Origin of the sequence: Rahnella aceris, assembly GCF_011684115.1 — a bacterium.
Taxonomy (GTDB): domain Bacteria; phylum Pseudomonadota; class Gammaproteobacteria; order Enterobacterales; family Enterobacteriaceae; genus Rahnella; species Rahnella aceris.
This window is the reverse complement of sequence record NZ_JAADJV010000005.1, coordinates 93,926-112,098: the sequence shown is the minus strand read 5'-3', so window position 1 is coordinate 112,098 and position 18,173 is coordinate 93,926. Positions and strand designations below refer to the sequence as shown.

The 18,173-nt window shown below is 53.5% G+C and carries 17 protein-coding genes; 9 read left to right on the top strand and 8 right to left on the bottom strand.

Annotated features, from left to right (window positions below; all coding sequences use genetic code 11):
- The first annotated feature begins 145 nt into the window (after positions 1-145).
- From nudF to parE, 5 genes are all read left to right on the top strand, one after another.
- Positions 146-778, top strand: coding sequence for an ADP-ribose diphosphatase (gene nudF / locus GW591_RS20790; protein WP_013573964.1), 633 nt, complete (start codon positions 146-148; stop codon positions 776-778).
- Positions 778-1,203 (top strand): DUF1249 family protein, encoded by a 426-nt coding sequence (locus GW591_RS20785; protein ID WP_013573965.1) that lies wholly within the window; start codon positions 778-780, stop codon positions 1,201-1,203. Before nudF ends, GW591_RS20785 begins: the two co-directional genes overlap by 1 nt.
- A 27-nt stretch (positions 1,204-1,230) precedes the next feature.
- On the top strand, positions 1,231-2,061 hold the full coding sequence (gene cpdA / locus GW591_RS20780; RefSeq protein WP_013573966.1) for a 3',5'-cyclic-AMP phosphodiesterase: 831 nt from the start codon (positions 1,231-1,233) through the stop codon (positions 2,059-2,061).
- A complete protein-coding gene (gene yqiA / locus GW591_RS20775) occupies positions 2,058-2,639 on the top strand; it encodes an esterase YqiA (RefSeq protein WP_013573967.1) in 582 nt (193 codons plus the stop codon). Before cpdA ends, yqiA begins: the two co-directional genes overlap by 4 nt.
- Positions 2,640-2,755: 116 nt before the next feature.
- A complete protein-coding gene (gene parE / locus GW591_RS20770; protein WP_013573968.1) occupies positions 2,756-4,651 on the top strand; it encodes a DNA topoisomerase IV subunit B in 1,896 nt (631 codons plus the stop codon).
- 83 nt (positions 4,652-4,734) lie between these two features.
- Here parE and GW591_RS20765 read toward each other — a convergent pair whose 3' ends face one another.
- Both GW591_RS20765 and GW591_RS20760 read right to left on the bottom strand, forming a co-directional pair.
- Positions 4,735-5,040, bottom strand: coding sequence for a putative quinol monooxygenase (locus tag GW591_RS20765; RefSeq protein WP_013573969.1), 306 nt, complete (start codon positions 5,038-5,040; stop codon positions 4,735-4,737).
- A 30-nt stretch (positions 5,041-5,070) separates the two neighbouring features.
- Complete coding sequence (locus tag GW591_RS20760; protein ID WP_013573970.1) at positions 5,071-5,658, bottom strand: NAD(P)H-dependent oxidoreductase; 588 nt, start codon at positions 5,656-5,658, stop codon at positions 5,071-5,073.
- 332 nt (positions 5,659-5,990) lie between these two features.
- Here GW591_RS20760 and parC point away from each other — a divergent pair, with 332 nt between their 5' ends.
- The 3 genes from parC (at position 5,991) to ftsP (ending at position 10,769) form a co-directional block, all read left to right on the top strand.
- On the top strand, positions 5,991-8,264 hold the full coding sequence (gene parC / locus GW591_RS20755; protein ID WP_037034166.1) for a DNA topoisomerase IV subunit A: 2,274 nt from the start codon (positions 5,991-5,993) through the stop codon (positions 8,262-8,264).
- 217 nt (positions 8,265-8,481) lie between these two features.
- Positions 8,482-9,219: a 1-acylglycerol-3-phosphate O-acyltransferase gene (locus GW591_RS20750; protein ID WP_013573972.1), complete on the top strand. Its 738-nt coding sequence runs from the start codon at positions 8,482-8,484 to the stop codon at positions 9,217-9,219.
- A gap of 134 nt (positions 9,220-9,353) precedes the next feature.
- The gene (gene ftsP / locus GW591_RS20745) at positions 9,354-10,769 is read left to right on the top strand and encodes a cell division protein FtsP (RefSeq protein ID WP_013573973.1); all 1,416 of its coding nucleotides are present in this window, start codon (positions 9,354-9,356) and stop codon (positions 10,767-10,769) included.
- A gap of 65 nt (positions 10,770-10,834) precedes the next feature.
- Here the strand turns inward: ftsP and dkgA are convergent, their stop codons facing one another.
- The gene (gene dkgA, locus GW591_RS20740; RefSeq protein WP_013573974.1) at positions 10,835-11,659 is read right to left on the bottom strand and encodes a 2,5-didehydrogluconate reductase DkgA; all 825 of its coding nucleotides are present in this window, start codon (positions 11,657-11,659) and stop codon (positions 10,835-10,837) included.
- 126 nt (positions 11,660-11,785) lie between these two features.
- Positions 11,786-12,826 carry an NADPH-dependent aldehyde reductase Ahr gene (gene ahr, locus GW591_RS20735; protein ID WP_013573975.1) on the bottom strand — a complete coding sequence of 347 codons (1,041 nt, stop codon included), beginning with the start codon at positions 12,824-12,826 and terminating at the stop codon, positions 11,786-11,788.
- Positions 12,827-13,131: 305 nt separating this feature from the next.
- On the opposite strand from ahr, the gene GW591_RS20730 reads away from it, so the two are divergent.
- Positions 13,132-14,067: an AraC family transcriptional regulator gene (locus GW591_RS20730; RefSeq protein WP_013573976.1), complete on the top strand. Its 936-nt coding sequence runs from the start codon at positions 13,132-13,134 to the stop codon at positions 14,065-14,067.
- Between the two features lie 9 nt (positions 14,068-14,076).
- Here GW591_RS20730 and GW591_RS20725 read toward each other — a convergent pair whose 3' ends face one another.
- The 4 genes from GW591_RS20725 to GW591_RS20710 all read right to left on the bottom strand — a co-directional run bounded on the left by GW591_RS20725 (position 14,077) and on the right by GW591_RS20710 (position 18,142).
- Positions 14,077-14,736, bottom strand: coding sequence for a DedA family protein (locus GW591_RS20725; RefSeq protein WP_013573977.1), 660 nt, complete (start codon positions 14,734-14,736; stop codon positions 14,077-14,079).
- 216 nt (positions 14,737-14,952) lie between these two features.
- The gene (metC, locus tag GW591_RS20720; RefSeq protein WP_166861328.1) at positions 14,953-16,146 is read right to left on the bottom strand and encodes a cystathionine beta-lyase; all 1,194 of its coding nucleotides are present in this window, start codon (positions 16,144-16,146) and stop codon (positions 14,953-14,955) included.
- Between the two features lie 178 nt (positions 16,147-16,324).
- Positions 16,325-17,617, bottom strand: coding sequence for a TRAP transporter large permease (locus GW591_RS20715; RefSeq protein WP_013573979.1), 1,293 nt, complete (start codon positions 17,615-17,617; stop codon positions 16,325-16,327).
- Between the two features lie 12 nt (positions 17,618-17,629).
- On the bottom strand, positions 17,630-18,142 hold the full coding sequence (locus GW591_RS20710; protein WP_013573980.1) for a TRAP transporter small permease: 513 nt from the start codon (positions 18,140-18,142) through the stop codon (positions 17,630-17,632).
- Positions 18,143-18,173 lie beyond the last annotated feature (31 nt).

Genomic DNA, 18,173 nt, shown 5'->3' with positions numbered 1-18,173 from the left:
CTAGCGGGGCGGTTGGCTTAACGTGCCTTCCCGAGTGAATGAGCCTAAATCTATCACAAACAACCTTGATTATTATTAACGCATTTTCATCAAATTGACCTCAAAGGGCGATAAATTACCTTTATGAGGGATAAGGAAACATTCCATGTCTTCATTTAAACGGTCACCGGTTACTTTCGGCAAAGATGATGTAGAAATTATTGCACGTGAGACGCGATATAAAGGTTTTTTTTCTATTATTGCATATCGGTTTCGCCATCGGCTGTTTAATGGGGAAATGAGCGGCGAAGTCGTCCGTGAAGTCTTTGAGCGCGGTCATGCCGCCGTATTATTACCTTATGATCCGAAAAGGGATGAAGTCGTGCTGATCGAACAGATCCGCATCCCGGCTTTGGATTCCAGTGATACTCCTTGGCTTCTGGAGATGGTCGCCGGTATCATTGAAGAAGGCGAGACAGTTGAAGATGTTGCCCGCCGCGAAGCACTCGAGGAAGCGAACATTGTGGTGAAACGCTGCAAACCGGCTGTGAATTACCTGGCAAGTCCGGGCGGAACCAGCGAGCGTCTTTCCATTATGGTCGGTGAAGTCGATGCCACGACGGCAGAAGGAATTCACGGTCTGGAAGCAGAGAATGAAGACATCCGGGTACATGTGGTCAGCCGTGAACAGGCTTACCGCTGGGTGGAAGAAGGAGCGATAGACAATGCGGCGTCAGTGATTGCCCTGCAATGGCTGCAGCTGCACCATGAATCCCTGAGAAAAGAGTGGGCCAACTAATGATTAAGCGCTATACCCCTGATTTCCCTGAAATGATGAGATTGTGCGAAACCAATTTTGCACAATTGCGCCGTTTGATGCCACGTACCGATGAACCTGGTGAAACTGTGGCATATCAGGTGAGTAGCGCAACGTATTGCCTGACGATCCTCGAATCAACGCGTTACACATCCCTGATAGAAATCAAACAGACCGCACCGGCGGTGAGTTACTGGAGCCTGCCTTCGCTCACCGTTCGCCTGTACCATGATGCGATGGTGGCCGAAGTGTGTGCGAGTCAGCAGATCTTTCGCTTTAAAGCACGCTATGATTATCCGAATAAAAAGTTGCATCAGCGTGATGAAAAGCATCAAATTAACCAGTTCCTTGCGGATTGGCTGCGTTATTGCCTTGCGCACGGAGCGATGGCAGTTCCGGTTTGTTAGACAGACTTCAACAACAAAGGAAACGATTTGGAAAGCCTGTTTACACTGCCTTTGGTGAATGGGGCCAAAGTCAGGATTCTACAGATTACTGATACCCATCTTTTTGCCGGTGAAGATGAAACGTTGTTAGGCGTGAATACGTTTAACAGCTATCGCGCGGTGCTGGACGCCATCAAAGCGCAGCAGCGTGAAGTCGATATTATCGCGGCAACAGGTGACCTGGCACAGGATCAGTCGGTGGAAGCCTACCATCAGTTTGCCCGCGGCATCAGCGAGCTGACAGCGCCCTGCGTCTGGCTGCCGGGCAATCATGATTTCCAGCCTGCCATGGTCAATGCCTTGCAGGATGCGGGGATCAGTCCTTCTAAACACGTTCTGCTCGGCGAGCACTGGCAAATTATCCTGCTTGATACGCAGGTGTTCGGTGTGCCGCATGGCGAGCTGAGTGAATATCAGCTGGAATGGATGGAGCGCTGTCTGAATGCGTACCCCGATCGTTTCACTCTGCTGATGTTACATCATCATCCGCTGCCTTCTGGCTGCACATGGCTCGATCAGCACAGCCTGCGCAATGCGCATATGCTGGCGAACACCCTGGTAAATTACCCGAAAGTGAATACGCTTTTGTGCGGACATATTCATCAGGAGCTGGATCTCGACTGGTATGGCCGCCGTCTTTACGCCACGCCGTCAACCTGCGTACAGTTCAAACCGCATTGCACCAATTTCACGATTGATACCGTTGCGCCGGGCTGGCGCTACCTTGATTTGTATCCGGATGGCCGTGTGGAGACTGAAGTCTTCCGTCTGGAAACCAATGAGTTTCATCCTGACACGGAGTCGGACGGCTACGAATGAACACCTTACTTTACCTGCACGGATTCAACAGTTCTCCCAACTCGGCGAAAGCCACGGCGTTAAAAAACTGGCTGGCGGTTAATCATCCCCATATCGATATGGTTATCCCGCAATTACCGCCTTATCCGGCCGAGGCTGCCGAAGAACTCGAGAGTCTGGTGATCAGCAATGCAGGTAAAAAACTGGGGATTGTCGGCTCATCGCTGGGCGGCTATTACGCTACCTGGTTGTCGCAATGTTTTGCCGTGCCGGCTGTGGTGGTGAACCCCGCCGTGAAGCCGTATGAGCTGCTGATCGACTTCCTGGGACAAAACGAGAACCCCTACACCGGCCAGCAATATGTGTTAGAGTCACGCCACGTTTACGATCTGAAAGTCATGCAGGTCGAACCGCTGGAGTCGCCGGATTTACTCTGGTTACTGCAACAAACGGGCGATGAAATTCTCGATTACCGTCAGGCTGTGGCGTACTACACCACCTGTCGCCAGACGGTCGAACCCGAGGGGAATCATGCATTTGTCGGCTTTGAACGCTATTTTTCGCCGATTGTAGATTTCCTGGAACTGGCCGCAGACTAACATCGTCAGGGTGACTTTTTCCCCCGGATTTATAGCGTCTGCTTGCTGCCAGAGCTTCCACCCGCCCACATACTGTATCGTTAGCCCACAAACCTATGAGCCACGAATAATCAACGATGAGCCAATCAACTTATAACGCGGATTCCATAGAGGTCCTCAGCGGACTCGAACCGGTGCGCCGCCGTCCGGGCATGTACACCGATACAACCCGGCCAAACCATCTCGGCCAGGAAGTTATTGATAACAGCGTGGATGAAGCATTAGCTGGCCACGCCAAACGCATCGAAGTGATCCTTCACGAAGACCAGTCTCTCGAAGTCATTGATGACGGTCGCGGCATGCCGGTGGATATCCACGCGGAAGAAGGCGTTCCGGCGGTCGAACTGATCTTCTGCCGTCTGCACGCGGGCGGTAAATTCTCCAACAAAAATTACCAGTTCTCCGGCGGCCTGCATGGCGTGGGGATTTCGGTGGTTAACGCCTTATCAAAACGCGTCGAAGTGGCGGTAAAACGCGGTGGCGAAGTGTATGAAATGGCGTTTGAAAATGGCGATAAAGTGCAGGATCTGCACGTTACCGGTACCTGCGGCAAACGCAACACCGGAACCAGCGTTCATTTCTGGCCTGACGGCAGCTTTTTCGACAGCCCGCGTTTTTCGGTCAGCCGCCTCAGCCATTTGCTGAAAGCGAAGGCCGTACTGTGTCCTGGCGTAGAAATCCTGTTCAAAGACAAAGTGAATAACACCGAGCAACGCTGGTGTTATGACGATGGTCTGACTGATTACCTGATGGAAGCGGTCAACGGCCTGATTACTCTGCCTGAAAAAGCGTTCGTCGGTAATTTTGCCGGTGATACTGAAGCTGTCGACTGGGCGCTGTTATGGCTGCCGGAAGGCGGTGAATTGCTGACCGAAAGCTACGTCAACCTGATCCCAACCATGCAGGGCGGTACACATGTTAACGGTCTGCGCCAGGGCCTGCTCGATGCCATGCGTGAGTTCTGCGAATACCGCAATATTCTGCCACGCGGCGTCAAGCTTTCTGCAGAAGATATCTGGGAACGTTGTGCGTATGTGCTGTCGGTAAAAATGCAGGATCCGCAATTTGCCGGCCAGACCAAAGAACGTCTGTCTTCGCGTCAGTGCGCGGCCTTCGTTTCCGGTGTGGTGAAAGATGCCTTCAGCCTGTGGCTGAACCAGAACGTTCAGGCGGCAGAACAGCTGGCGGAACTGTGCATTTCCAGTGCCCAGCGCCGTCTGCGTGCCGCAAAAAAAGTTGTGCGTAAGAAACTGACCAGCGGCCCTGCGCTGCCGGGCAAACTGGCTGACTGCACGTCACAAGATCTGAACATGACAGAATTGTTCCTGGTGGAAGGGGATTCCGCAGGCGGTTCTGCCAAACAGGCGCGTGATCGTGAATATCAGGCGATCATGCCGCTCAAAGGTAAGATCCTCAACACGTGGGAAGTCTCTTCTGATGAAGTGCTGGCCTCGCAGGAAGTGCACGATATTTCTGTGGCGATCGGTATCGATCCGGACAGTGAAGATCTGACGCAACTGCGTTACGGCAAAATCTGTATCCTGGCGGATGCGGACTCCGACGGCTTACACATCGCCACCTTGTTGTGCGCGCTGTTTGTCCGTCACTTCCGCTCCCTGGTGCGTGGCGGTCATGTGTATGTGGCAATGCCGCCTTTATACCGTATCGATCTGGGCAAAGAAGTGTTCTATGCGCTGGATGAGCAGGAAAAAGAAGGCGTGCTGGAGCAACTGAAACGTAAGAAAGGCAAGCCGAACGTGCAGCGTTTTAAAGGTCTGGGTGAAATGAACCCGCTGCAGCTGCGCGAAACCACGCTCGATCCGAATACCCGTCGTCTGGTGCAACTGACCATCGATGAGGACGATATCGACCAGACGCTGCGCATGATGGATATGCTGCTGGCGAAGAAACGGTCTGAAGATCGCCGTAACTGGTTGCAGGAAAAAGGCGATACCGCCGAACTTGACGTCTGATCCTTTCGCCGTCGCCATAAAAAAATGCCGGACGCTTTGCAGCGCCGGCATTTTTGTTTCCGAATTTAGCGATGTTCAGAAAATCAGACTTTCTCAATAATGTGGATCACCACATCCAGCACGTCGGCTTTGATGTTTTCACGGTGCTTATCCATGTGCTCAGCCTGCTGATGCGCTTCGAGGTGCGCCAGGCTTTCCCAGTCTTCCAGCATGAAAATGGAATCAGGTACTGTTTTACGCCAGGGGATCTGGCCGTTGAAATCAACATATGGCTCATAACGATGACAGCCTTTCTCTGCCAGAACGCTGGGCAGCAGTGCTGTGATTTTTTCTATAACCGAATCGCGACGGCCTGGTTTTACTTTGATTTCAGCAATAACAGTGATCATAAAAACCTCTTTCCCGGGTGACCTTCAACCTTAGGCCTGACCGAATACATTTTCAAGGTGAGCACGATAGCGTGCGAAATCGCCTTCCACATCAGGTTGTTTGATCACGTCGTTACACATAAAGGTTGGCAATGTATCAAGGCCGATAAACTGGTTGGCTTTGTGCTGTGCCATGTATACGCCGTCAACGCCCACGCCGTGGAAGAACTGTTCTTTATCTTCGAACGCTTCCAGCGGCGCGTTCCAGGTCACAGACAGCATGTAGCATTTGCCGTGCAACAGGCCGCCGGAACCGTATTTTTTCGATTCATCAGAACGGGTACGGCCATCGCTGGCGTACAGTTTACCGTGGCCTTCTGTGAACACTTCATCGATGTATTTTTTCAGTGTCCATGGCATCCCCATCCACCAGCCCGGCTGCTGATAAATGATGGCGTCCGCCCACAGATAGCTTTCAATTTCGGTCTGCACGTCGTAACCGTCTTCCAGAACAGTCACGCGCACGTCGTGGCCTTTGTCACGCAGAAAGCCGGTGGCGACGTCGGTCAGGCTGTTGTTCAGCGCGCCTTTGGAATGGGCAAAGGTCTTACCGGCGTTGATTATCAGGATGTTGCTCATGGTTTTTTCCTTATCGGGAATACTTAAATTCTGGTGGTCAGGCTGTTACCACGTAGTGTACTGAACTCTGCATGACAGAAAAATGTGATATTGCGCACAAGACTATTGACTCAGATGCAATAATTGAAGAAAGAGCGCGGCAATTTAACCAGTTTGTTGTGCAAAAACTGTTTAAAAATAAGGCATGAACACAGCAACTGTGACAGTCATACGGCAGATGATGTACTATCGCGAACATCATTGCCTCGCGGCAGCGGACATCGCGCGCCTGCGGGTGCAAGCTTCCTTAATTTCCAAAACGATAACGCCACGGGTCTGAGGATTAAACATCAATGAGCGAAATGACTCATGACGGAACAGAACGTTTAGCTCTGCACACGTTTACTGAGAACGCCTATCTCAACTATTCCATGTACGTCATCATGGACCGCGCGCTGCCGTTTATCGGTGACGGGCTCAAGCCGGTGCAGCGTCGTATTATTTACGCGATGTCCGAGCTGGGCCTGAGTAATAACGCCAAATTCAAAAAATCCGCGCGTACCGTCGGTGACGTGCTGGGTAAATATCATCCGCATGGCGACAGCGCCTGCTACGAAGCCATGGTGCTGATGGCGCAGCCATTCTCTTACCGCTATCCGCTGGTTGACGGGCAGGGAAACTGGGGCGCGCCGGATGACCCGAAATCCTTCGCCGCGATGCGTTATACCGAATCGCGCCTGTCAAAATATGCCGAAGTTCTGTTACGTGAATTAGGTCAGGGCACGGTTGATTATGTGCCGAACTTTGACGGCACCATGCAGGAGCCGAAAATGCTGCCTGCGCGTCTGCCGAATATTCTGCTTAACGGTACGACCGGCATCGCGGTCGGGATGGCGACCGATATTCCGCCGCACAACATCCGTGAAGTGGCTGCCGCTGCGGTGGCATTACTTGAGAAACCGAACAGCTCGCTCGAAGATCTGCTGGAATTCGTACAGGGGCCTGATTTCCCGACAGAAGCTGAAATCATTACGCCGCGCAATGAAATTCGCAAAATGTACGAGTCGGGTAAAGGCTCGGTGCGCATGCGTGCGGTCTGGCACAAAGAAGACGGCAGTGCGGTGATCACTGCGCTACCGCATCAGGTTTCCGGCGCGAAAGTGCTGGAGCAAATTGCCAGCCAGATGCGTGCCAAAAAGCTGCCAATGGTTGAAGACCTGCGTGATGAATCAGATCATGAGAACCCGACCCGCCTGGTCGTCGTGCCGCGCTCCAACCGTATCGATCTGGATCAGGTGATGAATCACCTGTTTGCGACTACCGATCTGGAACGCAGCTACCGCATTAACATGAACATGATCGGTCTTGATCATCGTCCGCAGGTCAAAGGGCTGCTTGAGATCCTGACGGAGTGGCTGGCTTACCGCCGCGATACCGTACGCCGTCGTCTGAACTTCCGCCTTGATAAAGTGCTGAAACGCCTGCATATCCTCGAAGGTTTGCTGACCGCGTTCCTTAATATCGATGAAGTGATCCACATCATCCGTACGGAAGATGAGCCGAAACCGGTACTGATGCAGCGTTTCGAACTGTCAGATACGCAAGCTGAAGCTATCCTTGAGTTGAAATTGCGCCATTTGGCGAAACTCGAAGAAACTAAAATCCGTGGTGAGCAGGATGAACTGGCGAAAGAGCGCGATCAGTTGCAGGCGTTGCTGGCGTCAGAACGTAAACTCAGCACGCTGATCCGCAAAGAGATTCAGGCGGATGCCGAAGCCTTTGGTGACGAGCGACGTTCGCCGATCACTGAGCGTGAAGAAGCCAGGGCGATGAGCGAGCACGATTTTATTCCGTCCGAGCCGGTGACCATCGTGTTGTCAGAATCAGGCTGGGTGCGCAGCGCCAAAGGCCACGACATCGATGCTTCCGGCCTGAGTTACAAAGCCGGTGACAGTTTCCGCGCTGCGGCCAAAGGCAAGAGCAATCAGCCCGTGGTGTTTATGGACTCCACCGGCCGCAGTTATGCGCTTGATCCGACCACGCTGCCTTCTGCGCGCGGCCAGGGTGAACCGCTGACCGGTAAACTGACACCACCGCCGGGCGCAACCATCGAGCACGTACTGATGGCGGCGGACGACCAGAAACTGCTGATGGCATCGGATGCCGGTTATGGCTTCGTTTGTACTTTCAACGATTTAGTGGCCCGTAACCGTGCCGGTAAAGCGATGATTACCTTGCCGGATAACGCCAAAGCCTTCACGCCAATGGAACTTCATGGCAGTGACGATATGCTGTTGTCGATTACTGCAGCGGGACGTATGTTGCTGTTCCCGGTGGCGGATCTGCCACAGTTGTCGAAAGGCAAGGGTAACAAAATTGTTTCAATTCCGGCAGCGCAGGCGGCCAGTGGCGAAGATAAACTGGCGTGGTTGCTGGTTCTGCCACCGCAAACGTCGATCACGCTGCATGTCGGTAAACGTAAGCTGGTTCTCCGTCCGGAAGACCTGCAGAAATTCCGTGCCGAACGTGGCCGCAAAGGAACGCTTCTGCCGCGCGGGCTGCAACGTATCGATCGTGTTGAAGTCGATTCACCTGTTCGCATCAGCGGCGGTGACAGCGAAGAATAAGACCGCTGTTAATCGGCAAAAGTCAGGGCACATTTGTGCCCTGAAATCTTTCGATGGAATTCAGTGGTCTGAGACTGTCGCGCAGTGCAAAGATTTTACATTTGTATTAATAAAACCGTTGTGCCGTGTTGAATGAGGCTTGAGAATAGTTCACCGCACAGGGAGCGAAACTGCACAGGTTTCTTACCGGCTTCGGCTGTAGTTTTAAGAGGATGTTATGTTATTTATTTTGCGTCTGATTATCGTGGTGATTTACTCGATTCTGGTCAGTGTCTTTGGTTGCATCTACTGTCTTTTCAGTCCGCGGAACCCGAAACATGTGTCGACTTTCGGTAAGCTGTTTGGTCGTCTGGCACCGGTATTTGGTCTTCGTGTTGAAAAACGTATTCCTGCAGAAGCAGTGAATAACGGCAACTGTATTTATATTGCCAACCATCAAAACAATTACGACATGGTGACGGCTTCGTCCGTCGTCATGCCAGGAACGGTGACCGTTGGCAAGAAAAGCCTGGCCTGGATCCCGTTCTTTGGTCAGCTTTACTGGCTGACGGGCAACCTGCTGATTGACCGTGATAATCGCGCCAAAGCGCACGGTACTATTTCTCAGGTGGTGGCCCAGATTAAGAAAAAGAATCTGTCGATCTGGATGTTCCCCGAAGGGACGCGCAGCCGTGGTCGTGGTCTGATGCCATTCAAAACCGGCGCTTTCCATGCGGCGATTGCTGCCGGCGTGCCGATTGTGCCGATTTGTGTATCGAACACCAGCAACAAGGTGAAATTAAACCGCTGGTCTAACGGGCTGGTGATTGTCGAAATTTTGCCACCGATCGACACCAGTGGTTACACCAAAGAACGCCTGCGTGAATTGTCTGAGCATTGCCGTCAGATCATGGCGGACAAAATCGCCGAACTGGATGCCGAAGTGGCACAGCGCGAAGCCGCCGCAAAAAAATAATACTATTTATAAATCCACTAAATAATTCGAGTTGCCAACGCACCTGCAGCCTGAAGTATGACGGGGATTCTTCCCGCTGCCATTGATGGCGGCGGCGTTCAATACAGTTTATGGTTCGTTTTCATGGAGAAGATATGTCACTCAGTCGTCGCTCGTTCCTGCAAGCCTCCGGCGTGGCTCTTGCCGCAGGTGCTCTGCCTTTAAAAGCAGAAGCGAGTGGTTCGCAACCGGCATTACCTGTTCCCCCGTTGCTTGAATCGCGCCGCGGGCAACCGCTGTTTCTGACGTTGCAGGCCGCGCACTGGTCATTCCTGGGGGGCGCAAAGGCACCGGTCTGGGGCATTAATGGCATGTACCTCGGCCCGACCGTCAAAGTGCACAGCGGCGATGACGTCAAACTTATTTACAGCAACCGTCTGGCTGAACCGGTTTCTATGACCGTCAGCGGCCTGCTTGAACCAGGAACGTTAACCGGTGGCGCAGCGCGTCTGATGCAGCCAGGCGTGGACTGGTCTCCGGTATTGCCTATTCGTCAGGCGGCGGCCACCTGCTGGTATCACGCCAATACCCCCAACCGCATGGCGCCACACGTTTATAACGGGCTGGCGGGGATGTGGATTGTTGAGGATGAAGTCAGCAAGAATCTGCCGTTACCGAATCACTACGGCGTGGATGATTTCCCGATTATCATTCAGGACAAGCGTCTGGATGGGTTCGGTGTGCCGCAATATGACACGCCAGCGTCAGGCGGGTTCTTCGGTGACACCATGCTGGTAAACGGTGTGCAAAGCCCTTATGTCGAGGTTTCGCGAGGCTGGGTGCGTCTGCGCCTGCTGAATGCATCGAATGCCCGCCGTTACGAACTGAGCATGACTGATAACCGCGCGTTCCACGTCGTGGCTTCCGATCTTGGTTTTCTGCCTGCGCCAATGACTGTTAAACGTCTGTCGCTCGGACCGGGAGAACGCCGCGAAGTGCTGGTGGATATGTCGCAGGGCGAAGAAGTGTCGATTACTGCCGGTGAAGCCGCAGGCGTGATGGACAGACTGCGTGGCCTGTTTGAACCCTCGAGCATTCTGGTGTCGACGATCGTGTTGACGCTGAAACCGACCGGCTTGTTGCCGCTGGTGACGGATAATCTGCCGATGCGTTTGCTGGCCGATCAGATCCTCTCCGGTAACGTTGTCCGCACCCGTGATTTGCGTCTCGGTGACAGTGAGCCGGGAATCAACGGCGCGATGTGGGATATCAACCGTATCGACCTGACTGCGCAACAGGGCACATGGGAACGCTGGACCGTTCATGCGGACATGCCGCAGACATTCCATGCAGAAGGCGTGTCCTTCCTGGTGAAAAGCGTCAACGGTGCGGCACCGCTGGTGGAAGATGCCGGATTCAAAGACACGGTCTGGGTGGATGGCGATGTCGAATTACTGGTGTATTTCAATCAGCCTTCCTATGAGCATTTCCCGTTTGTCTACCGCAGCGGAGCGCTGGAACTGGCTGACCGTGGTTCAGCGGGAAATATGCTGGTTCAGCCGTCGATGTAACGTTGTTCTGCTACATAAAAAACCCGCCATGGCGGGTTTTTGCGTTATGACATTGACTGAATGGCTTACAGGCCTTTTTCCGGATCCGGCCCCAGACGGTGCTCTTTATCCAGCTTGGTGACTTCCGCCAGTTCTTCCTTCTCCAGTTTAAAGTCAAACACGTCGAAGTTTTCACGAATACGTTTAGGTGTCACCGATTTCGGGATAACAATCAGTCCGTTATCCAGATGCCAGCGGATGACAATCTGCGCAGGTGTTTTGTCATATTTTTCTGCCAGTTTCTGGATCAGCGGCTGATCAAATACCCCTTCGCCGCCCTGCGCCAGCGGGCTCCAGGATTCAGTGGCGATGGTGTGGGTGGCATTCCAGGTGTGCAACTGGCGCTGTTGCATCAGCGGGTGTAACTCAATCTGATTCACAGCAGGGAAAATACCGGTTTCGTCTTTCAGCTTCTGTAAGTGTTGCAGCGGGAAATTACATACGCCGACACTTTTCGCCAACCCTTGCTCTTTGAGTTTCAGCAGGGCTTTCCAGGCATCGACGTAATGCCCCTGGGCCGGTTGTGGCCAGTGGATCAGGTACAAGTCGACATAATCAGTTTTCAGCTTTTTAAGGCTGGTTTCCAGCGCCTGTGGCGCGTTAAGCTGATCGTCATTCCACAGCTTAGTGGTAATAAACAGCTCTTCACGCGGAACCAGGTTAGCAGCAATTGCTTCGCCGACGCCTTCCTCATTTTTGTAGATGGCGGCGGTATCGATGTGGCGATAGCCGGTTTCAATCGCCGTTTTCACCGCACTGGTGGCTTCCTGATTACTGGCTTTCCATACGCCAAGTCCTAACTGAGGCATCAGATTGCCATCGTGAAGTTTGATGATGGGTTGCGTTGCCATGAGTTTCTCCTTTCAGGGCAGAGTGCCCGCCGGAATGCACGGGCACCGTGTAGGGATTGACGTTAAGTCTAGTTAACGAAACGGCATCTTGCTGAGCAGGCTACTTATTTTAAGTGTAAAAAATACCTAAGCATGCATATCCAGTACCACGCGGTAGCGCGCTTTCCCTTCATGCAGATGCTCCACCGCGTCATTGATTTTACTCAGCGGGAAGTGCTCAACCTGCGGGGTAATGCCATGACGGGCGCAGAACGCCAGCATGTCGGCAAGACGGGAAGGGGCACCGGTCGGTGAACCGGAAATTTCTGCCTGTTTGCTGATAAGCGCCATCACATGCAGCGGTACGGCTTCGGGCACCACCCCCACAAAGTGCAGACGGCCTTTGGGTGCCAGCGCGCCGAGAATGGCGTCCCAGTCCAGCGAGGCATTGGCGGTCACCATAATAAAGTCCAACTGACCGGCGATTTTCTTCAGTTCTTCGCTGTCTCGGGTGGCGATAACGCGGTGCGCGCCAAGTGAAATCGCTTCGTCACGTTTAGCCAGTGATGACGTAAAGGCGGTGACTTCGCAGCCCCATGCATTCAGGAAGCGCAGCGCCATATGACCTAAACCGCCGATACCAATCACACCGACGCGGTGAGTTGGCAGTACGCCAAACTGCAGCAGCGGGTTGAAGACGGTGATACCGCCACAGAACAGCGGACCGGCACTGGTGATATCCACGCCTTCCGGCAGCGGGATCGCCCACGCCCAGTGGCTGCGGATGCGGTCAGCGAAGCCGCCGTGATGGCCGATGATGGTGGCTTCCACGTCATGACAAAGGTGCTGATCGCCGGACATACAAGGATGGCAATGCATGCAACTGCCACGGTTCCAGCCCACGCCGACAATCTGGCCGACTTTCAGCCCTTTGTTTTGCGCATGATTACCTATTTTGACGATTTTACCGACCACTTCATGGCCTGGTACGAACGGATACTGCGTGATACCCCAGTCATTATTGAGCATAGACAGATCTGAATGACAGACGCCGCAGTAATCAATCGCGACTTCAATTTCTTCATCGCCAATCGGACCAGCGTCGAAAGCAAATGCTTCCAGTGGCTGGTTCGGGCCGGCAGCGGCCCAGGCGTTAAAGGTGTTTTCAGCAGCAACAGGTGCAGACATACAATCCTCCGAACTTTCGGGTTAGACAAATAATGAATTGAAATAAGAAGTTATCAGAAAAATGAATCGGCGAACGAAGGTCGCTCACGATCAGCGAATGAAAAGTGCGTTCATACAGACTAGCAGTTCATCGCGTTTATGCAGGTGTGTCCCCCTGCGGAAGGCGACATTAACTGTAAGAGAAAATGCGCAACAGGATGATGCCCATTTCTGCGAGAGTCTTGCCTGATTCTGCTTCTCTCTGTAGGAACGTAGGGTGTTATGGCAAAATCAATGTCAGTTTAATGAATGTGTGGAGCGGAATGATGGAAAACGTGAACAGCCTGTGCACCCGCATGGCAGCCAGAGTCGCCCGGCTCAGCGGAGATAAAAACCTGACGCCGTCGGCGGTACCGCAGGTGACGCTGATGTACACCACGCGTTACCATCCGCGCCAGCCGGTTTTGTACAATCCCGGCATCGTGATCCTTTTTCAGGGACGCAAAGTCGGTTATCTGGGCAAGAAAACCTTTTCCTACGATCCGCACAATTATCTGATGCTGACCGTGCCGTTGCCTTTCGAATGTGAAACGTTCAGCAGCCCCGAAGAGCCGCTGGCCGGTATCCAGATCAGTATTGATAACCTGATGTTGCAGGATTTACTGATGGATATGGGCGACGAAAGCGTGGTGCGTCAGAAAGAACCTTCAACCGGTATCAACTCCGGCGTGCTGGATGGCGATATTCTGTGTGCCACAGAGCGTCTGCTGGATGTGATGGATAAACCGCTGCATGCCCGCATTCTTGGGCCGAAGATTATCCGCGAAATCCTGTTCTTTGTTCTGACCAGCGAAAATGGCGGGGCGTTACAGGCGCTGGTCAACCGTCATACCCATTTCAGCCAGATTGCTAAATCCCTGCGCCGGATTGAAGCGCAGTACGCCGACAATCTTAGTGTGGAAGCGCTGGCCAGCGAAGTGAACATGAGTATTTCTGCGTTTCACCATAACTTCAAAGCCGTGACCAGCACGTCGCCGCTGCAGTATCTGAAAACCTATCGCCTGCATCGTGCGCGTACGCTGATGATTTTTGATGGTGTGAAAGCCAGTGTGGCGGCACTGCAGGTCGGGTATGAAAGCGCGTCACAATTCAGTCGTGAATTTAAGCGCTATTTTGGCGTCACGCCGAGTGATGAGATGGCACGTCTGCGCGAAGGGAGTTCCGGTGTGCTGGCGTTAGCCGATGTGGCATTTAAAGCCTGAACCGCGTGTTCAGGCCCGGCATTTGCGTTTCTTCCACACCACCACCAGTCCGCCAGCCAGCCCCATCACCAGCAACAGAACCGGTAAAATCATCAGCCCCGCCATAACCTGATCTTCATGGCGTTTAACCACCGGAATGTGGCTCAGCGCAAAACCGATGGTGATTACTCCGCCGACCCACAAAATGGCGCTCAGCCAGTTGAAGAACTGGAAGCGGGCATTGTTCAGACCGGAGATGCCCGCCATCGTCGGCAGCAGGGTGCGGATAAACGCCAGAAAACGGCCCACCAGTAAAGCCATCAGCCCGTGTTGGGTAAACATCTGATGTGCGCGCTGATGATAATGCGCCGGAAGCTGTAACAGCCAGCCTTTTACCAAGCGGGTATGTCCGAGCCAGCGCCCCTGAATATAGCTCAGCCAGCAGCCCAGGCTGGCAGCGGTCACCAGGATAATCAGGGTCGGGAAGAAGCTCATGACGCCTTTGGCGATAAGCGCGCCGGTCAGCAGCAATAAGCTGTCGCCGGGCAGGAAAGCGGCGGGAAGCAGTCCGTTTTCGAGAAAAAGCGTGGCGAACAGAACAGCGTAAATAACCCAGAGAAGTTTCGGGTCGGCGAGCATAATAAAATCATGTCGCCAGAGCGCATGAAAAATGTCGCAAATAACTGCCATATTCTGTCCTGTTTCTGTTCATTAAAAACTGTCACTTACCAGTGTACCGCGATTTGCGCCGGAAGACGTTGATCTGAGGACATTGTGAAAAAGACAGAATGCTCCGGCGTAAACTTACCGGAGCTAAAAGTAGAGCTTACAGATTATTCTCATTTTGCGAACGAAAATACGTCACACACCTTACCGATCTGCGCGGTGTGTCGCAATCTGTGCGGTTCAGGATGTCGCAATCCGTTCAAAGGCTGTTGAAAGATCGGCGATCAGGTCGTCACAATTTTCCAGCCCGATATGCAACCGCACCAGAGTACCGCTGAAATCCACGGTTTCTGCCGGACGTATCGCCTGAATTTCTTCCGGCTGATTGGCTAAAACCAGTGATTCAAAACCGCCCCAGGAATAGGCCATGCTGAAATGTGCGAAGTGATCGAGATAGTCGGAAAGTTGCTGTTTGCTCAGGCGCTGTTTCAGCACGAAAGAGAACAGGCCGCAACTGCCGCTGAAATCACGTTTCCAGAATTCATGGCCTTTGCTGCCGGGTAATGCCGGATGGTTGACCACCGCCACTTCCGGCCGCTCTGCCAGCCACCGCGCAATGCGGAGACTGCTTTCTGCATGCTGTTTCAGCCGCACGCCCATGGTGCGTAAACCGCGGCTGGCGACATACGCGGTATCAGCATCGACCATCTGGCCCATCAGATATGAGTGTTCCCGCAGTTGCTCCCAGCAACGTTCATTAGAAACGGCGGTGCCAATCATCGCATCAGAATGACCGACGATATATTTGGTGCCTGCCTGAATCGAAATATCGATATCGAATTCCAGCGCTTTAAACAGAATGCCCGCCGCCCATGTGTTGTCGATCATGATGACGACGTCCGGATTCACGGCCCGCACGGCTTTCACCATCGCCGGAATGTCCGGGACTTCCAGGGTGATTGAACCCGGCGATTCCAGGAACACCACTCTGGTGTTGGGTTGCATCAGCGAGCCTAACCCCGCGCCGATATTGGCCGGAAAATAGGTGGTGGATACGCCGAGTTTTTTCAGCACTTTTTCGCAGAAATCCTGCGTCGGTTCGTAGGCTGAACCGGCCACCAGAATGTGGTCGCCGCTGCTGACAAATGAGAGTACGGCGTTACTGACTGCCGCCGCACCACAAGGATACAGCGCGCAACCTGCGCCGCCTTCCAGCTCCACCATCGCTTCCTGGAATGAGAAATGCGTCAGGGTGCCACGACGACCGTAAAATAGTTCGCCGTTGGCGCGGTTAGCGGTGGCGTGTTTTTTATCCGCCACGGTTTCAAACACCAGCGATGAGGCGCGCTGGATCACGGCATTCACTGAACCCTGCGTGAATTTCTTGTCCCGTCCGGCGCTGACCAGCGCGGTTTCAATTTTCTTAGACGACATAATCCGTATTTCACCCTGTTTTATAGCGCGGTGCTCTCTGCATCCGCCGATATGTCATTAACTTAACATGATGAATTTCAGGGATCAGGCTTTTGGCGGGTGGATGAGAAAATTTCAGCAGCACGGCCAAAAAAAAGCCCGTCGTCACGACGGGCAAGGGAGAAACGAGTTTTGGGCATCAGCCGGTATAAACGCCAAACAGTTTGGGCAGGAACAGCGAAATGGTCGGAATATAGGTCACCAGCATCAGCACCACGAACAGCACGCAGTAGAACGGCAGCATGGCTTTCACCACTTTTTCGATGCTCTGTTTACTCACCGCGCTGGCCACAAACAGCACCGAGCCGACCGGCGGGGTGATCAGGCCAATCCCCAGATTCACCAGCATGATCATGCCGAAATGCACCGGGTCGATGCCGAGCGATAACACCACCGGCAACAGCACCGGCGTCAGGATCAGGATGATCGGCGCCATGTCCATCAGTGTGCCGATCACCAGCAGCATGATGTTGATCCACATAAGGATCACGTACTTGTTGTCAGAGATCGAGGTGAAGAATTCGGTGATGCGCATCGGCAACTGCATGTAAGTCATGACTGCGCCAAAACTGGCGGCAAACCCTATCAGGATCATCACGATGCTGACGGTTTTCACCGTGCGATACATCAGTTTCGGTAGTTCGCTCCACTTGTAATCGCGGTAGATAAACATGGTGACGAAGAATGACCACAAACACGCGATCGCTGCGGATTCCGTCGCGGTAAATATTCCGCTGAGAATGCCGCCCATGATGATCACGATGGTCATCAGCCCCCACAGCGTGTCGATAAAAATCTTCAGCGCCTGGCGGAACGGCACGCGCTCACCTTTCGGGTAACCGCGTTTGTGAGCAAACACCACGCACATCACCATCAGCGTCAGGCTGAGCAGTAAACCGGGCAAAATACCGGCGATGAACAGCGCGGCAATCGACACCGTACCGCCGGTCGCCAGCGAGTAAATCACCGAGTTGTGGCTGGGTGGCGTCAGGATCGCCTGTACCGAGCCGCTGGCGGTGACTGCCGCCGCAAAGTCACGCGGATAACCTTTCTTCTCCATTTCCGGGATCATCACCGAGCCGATTGAGGCGGTATCCGCCACGGAAGAACCGGAGATCGCGCCAAAAAAGGTTGAGGCCACAATGTTCACCAGCGACAGCCCGCCGCGGATAAACCCGACAAAGATGTAGGCAAAACTGACCAGCCTGCGGGCGATCCCTCCTTCGGCCATGATCGCGCCTGCCAGAATAAAGAACGGGATCGCCAGCAGTGAAAATTTGTTCACGCCGTTGGTCAGCTGGATCATCAGCGCTTCAAACGGCAGGTCAATCCACCAGGCTCCTGCCAGCGCGCTCAGCCCGACGGCGTAAGCGACCGGCACGCCAATCGCCAGCATCACTGCCAGCGTTAACAACAAGATTAATGCATCCATAACAGGCTCCGGTCAGGCGTCAGAATTGCCCAGCATCACCACAGGCCGCTGATGTTGCGGGCCGGCAATGATCTGCTCAATGATGAATAACAACGTCAGTGCAGAACCTATAGGTAGCGGCAGATAGGTCTGTCCGGCGGTCAGCAGCGGGAATTCCGCCACCGGCTGTTGCCAGAGTTCACTGCACAATTGCAGGCTGTACCAGAAAATAAACACGCTGATGGCCAGCATCATCAGGTCAGCCAGCAGGGCAGAAAATTTTTTCAGCGCAGGTGGCAGGCGGTCAGTGACCATCGCAACGACGATGTGTGAACCAGCGCGGTAACTGACAGCGGCTCCGATAAAGGTGAACGTCACCATGCACATAATCGCGATCGGCTCCGGCCACGACAGGGCGCTGTTCATCACGTAACGGGCAAAGATCCCAACCGGGATCACCGCCACCATCAGCAGCAACGCGATGCCCGCGATCCACATCGCGCAGCGGTAAAGAATGTCCATCAGGGTGTGATAACTCGAAACCATAAATCCCCCGGCGAAAGATCAGAAAGAAGCA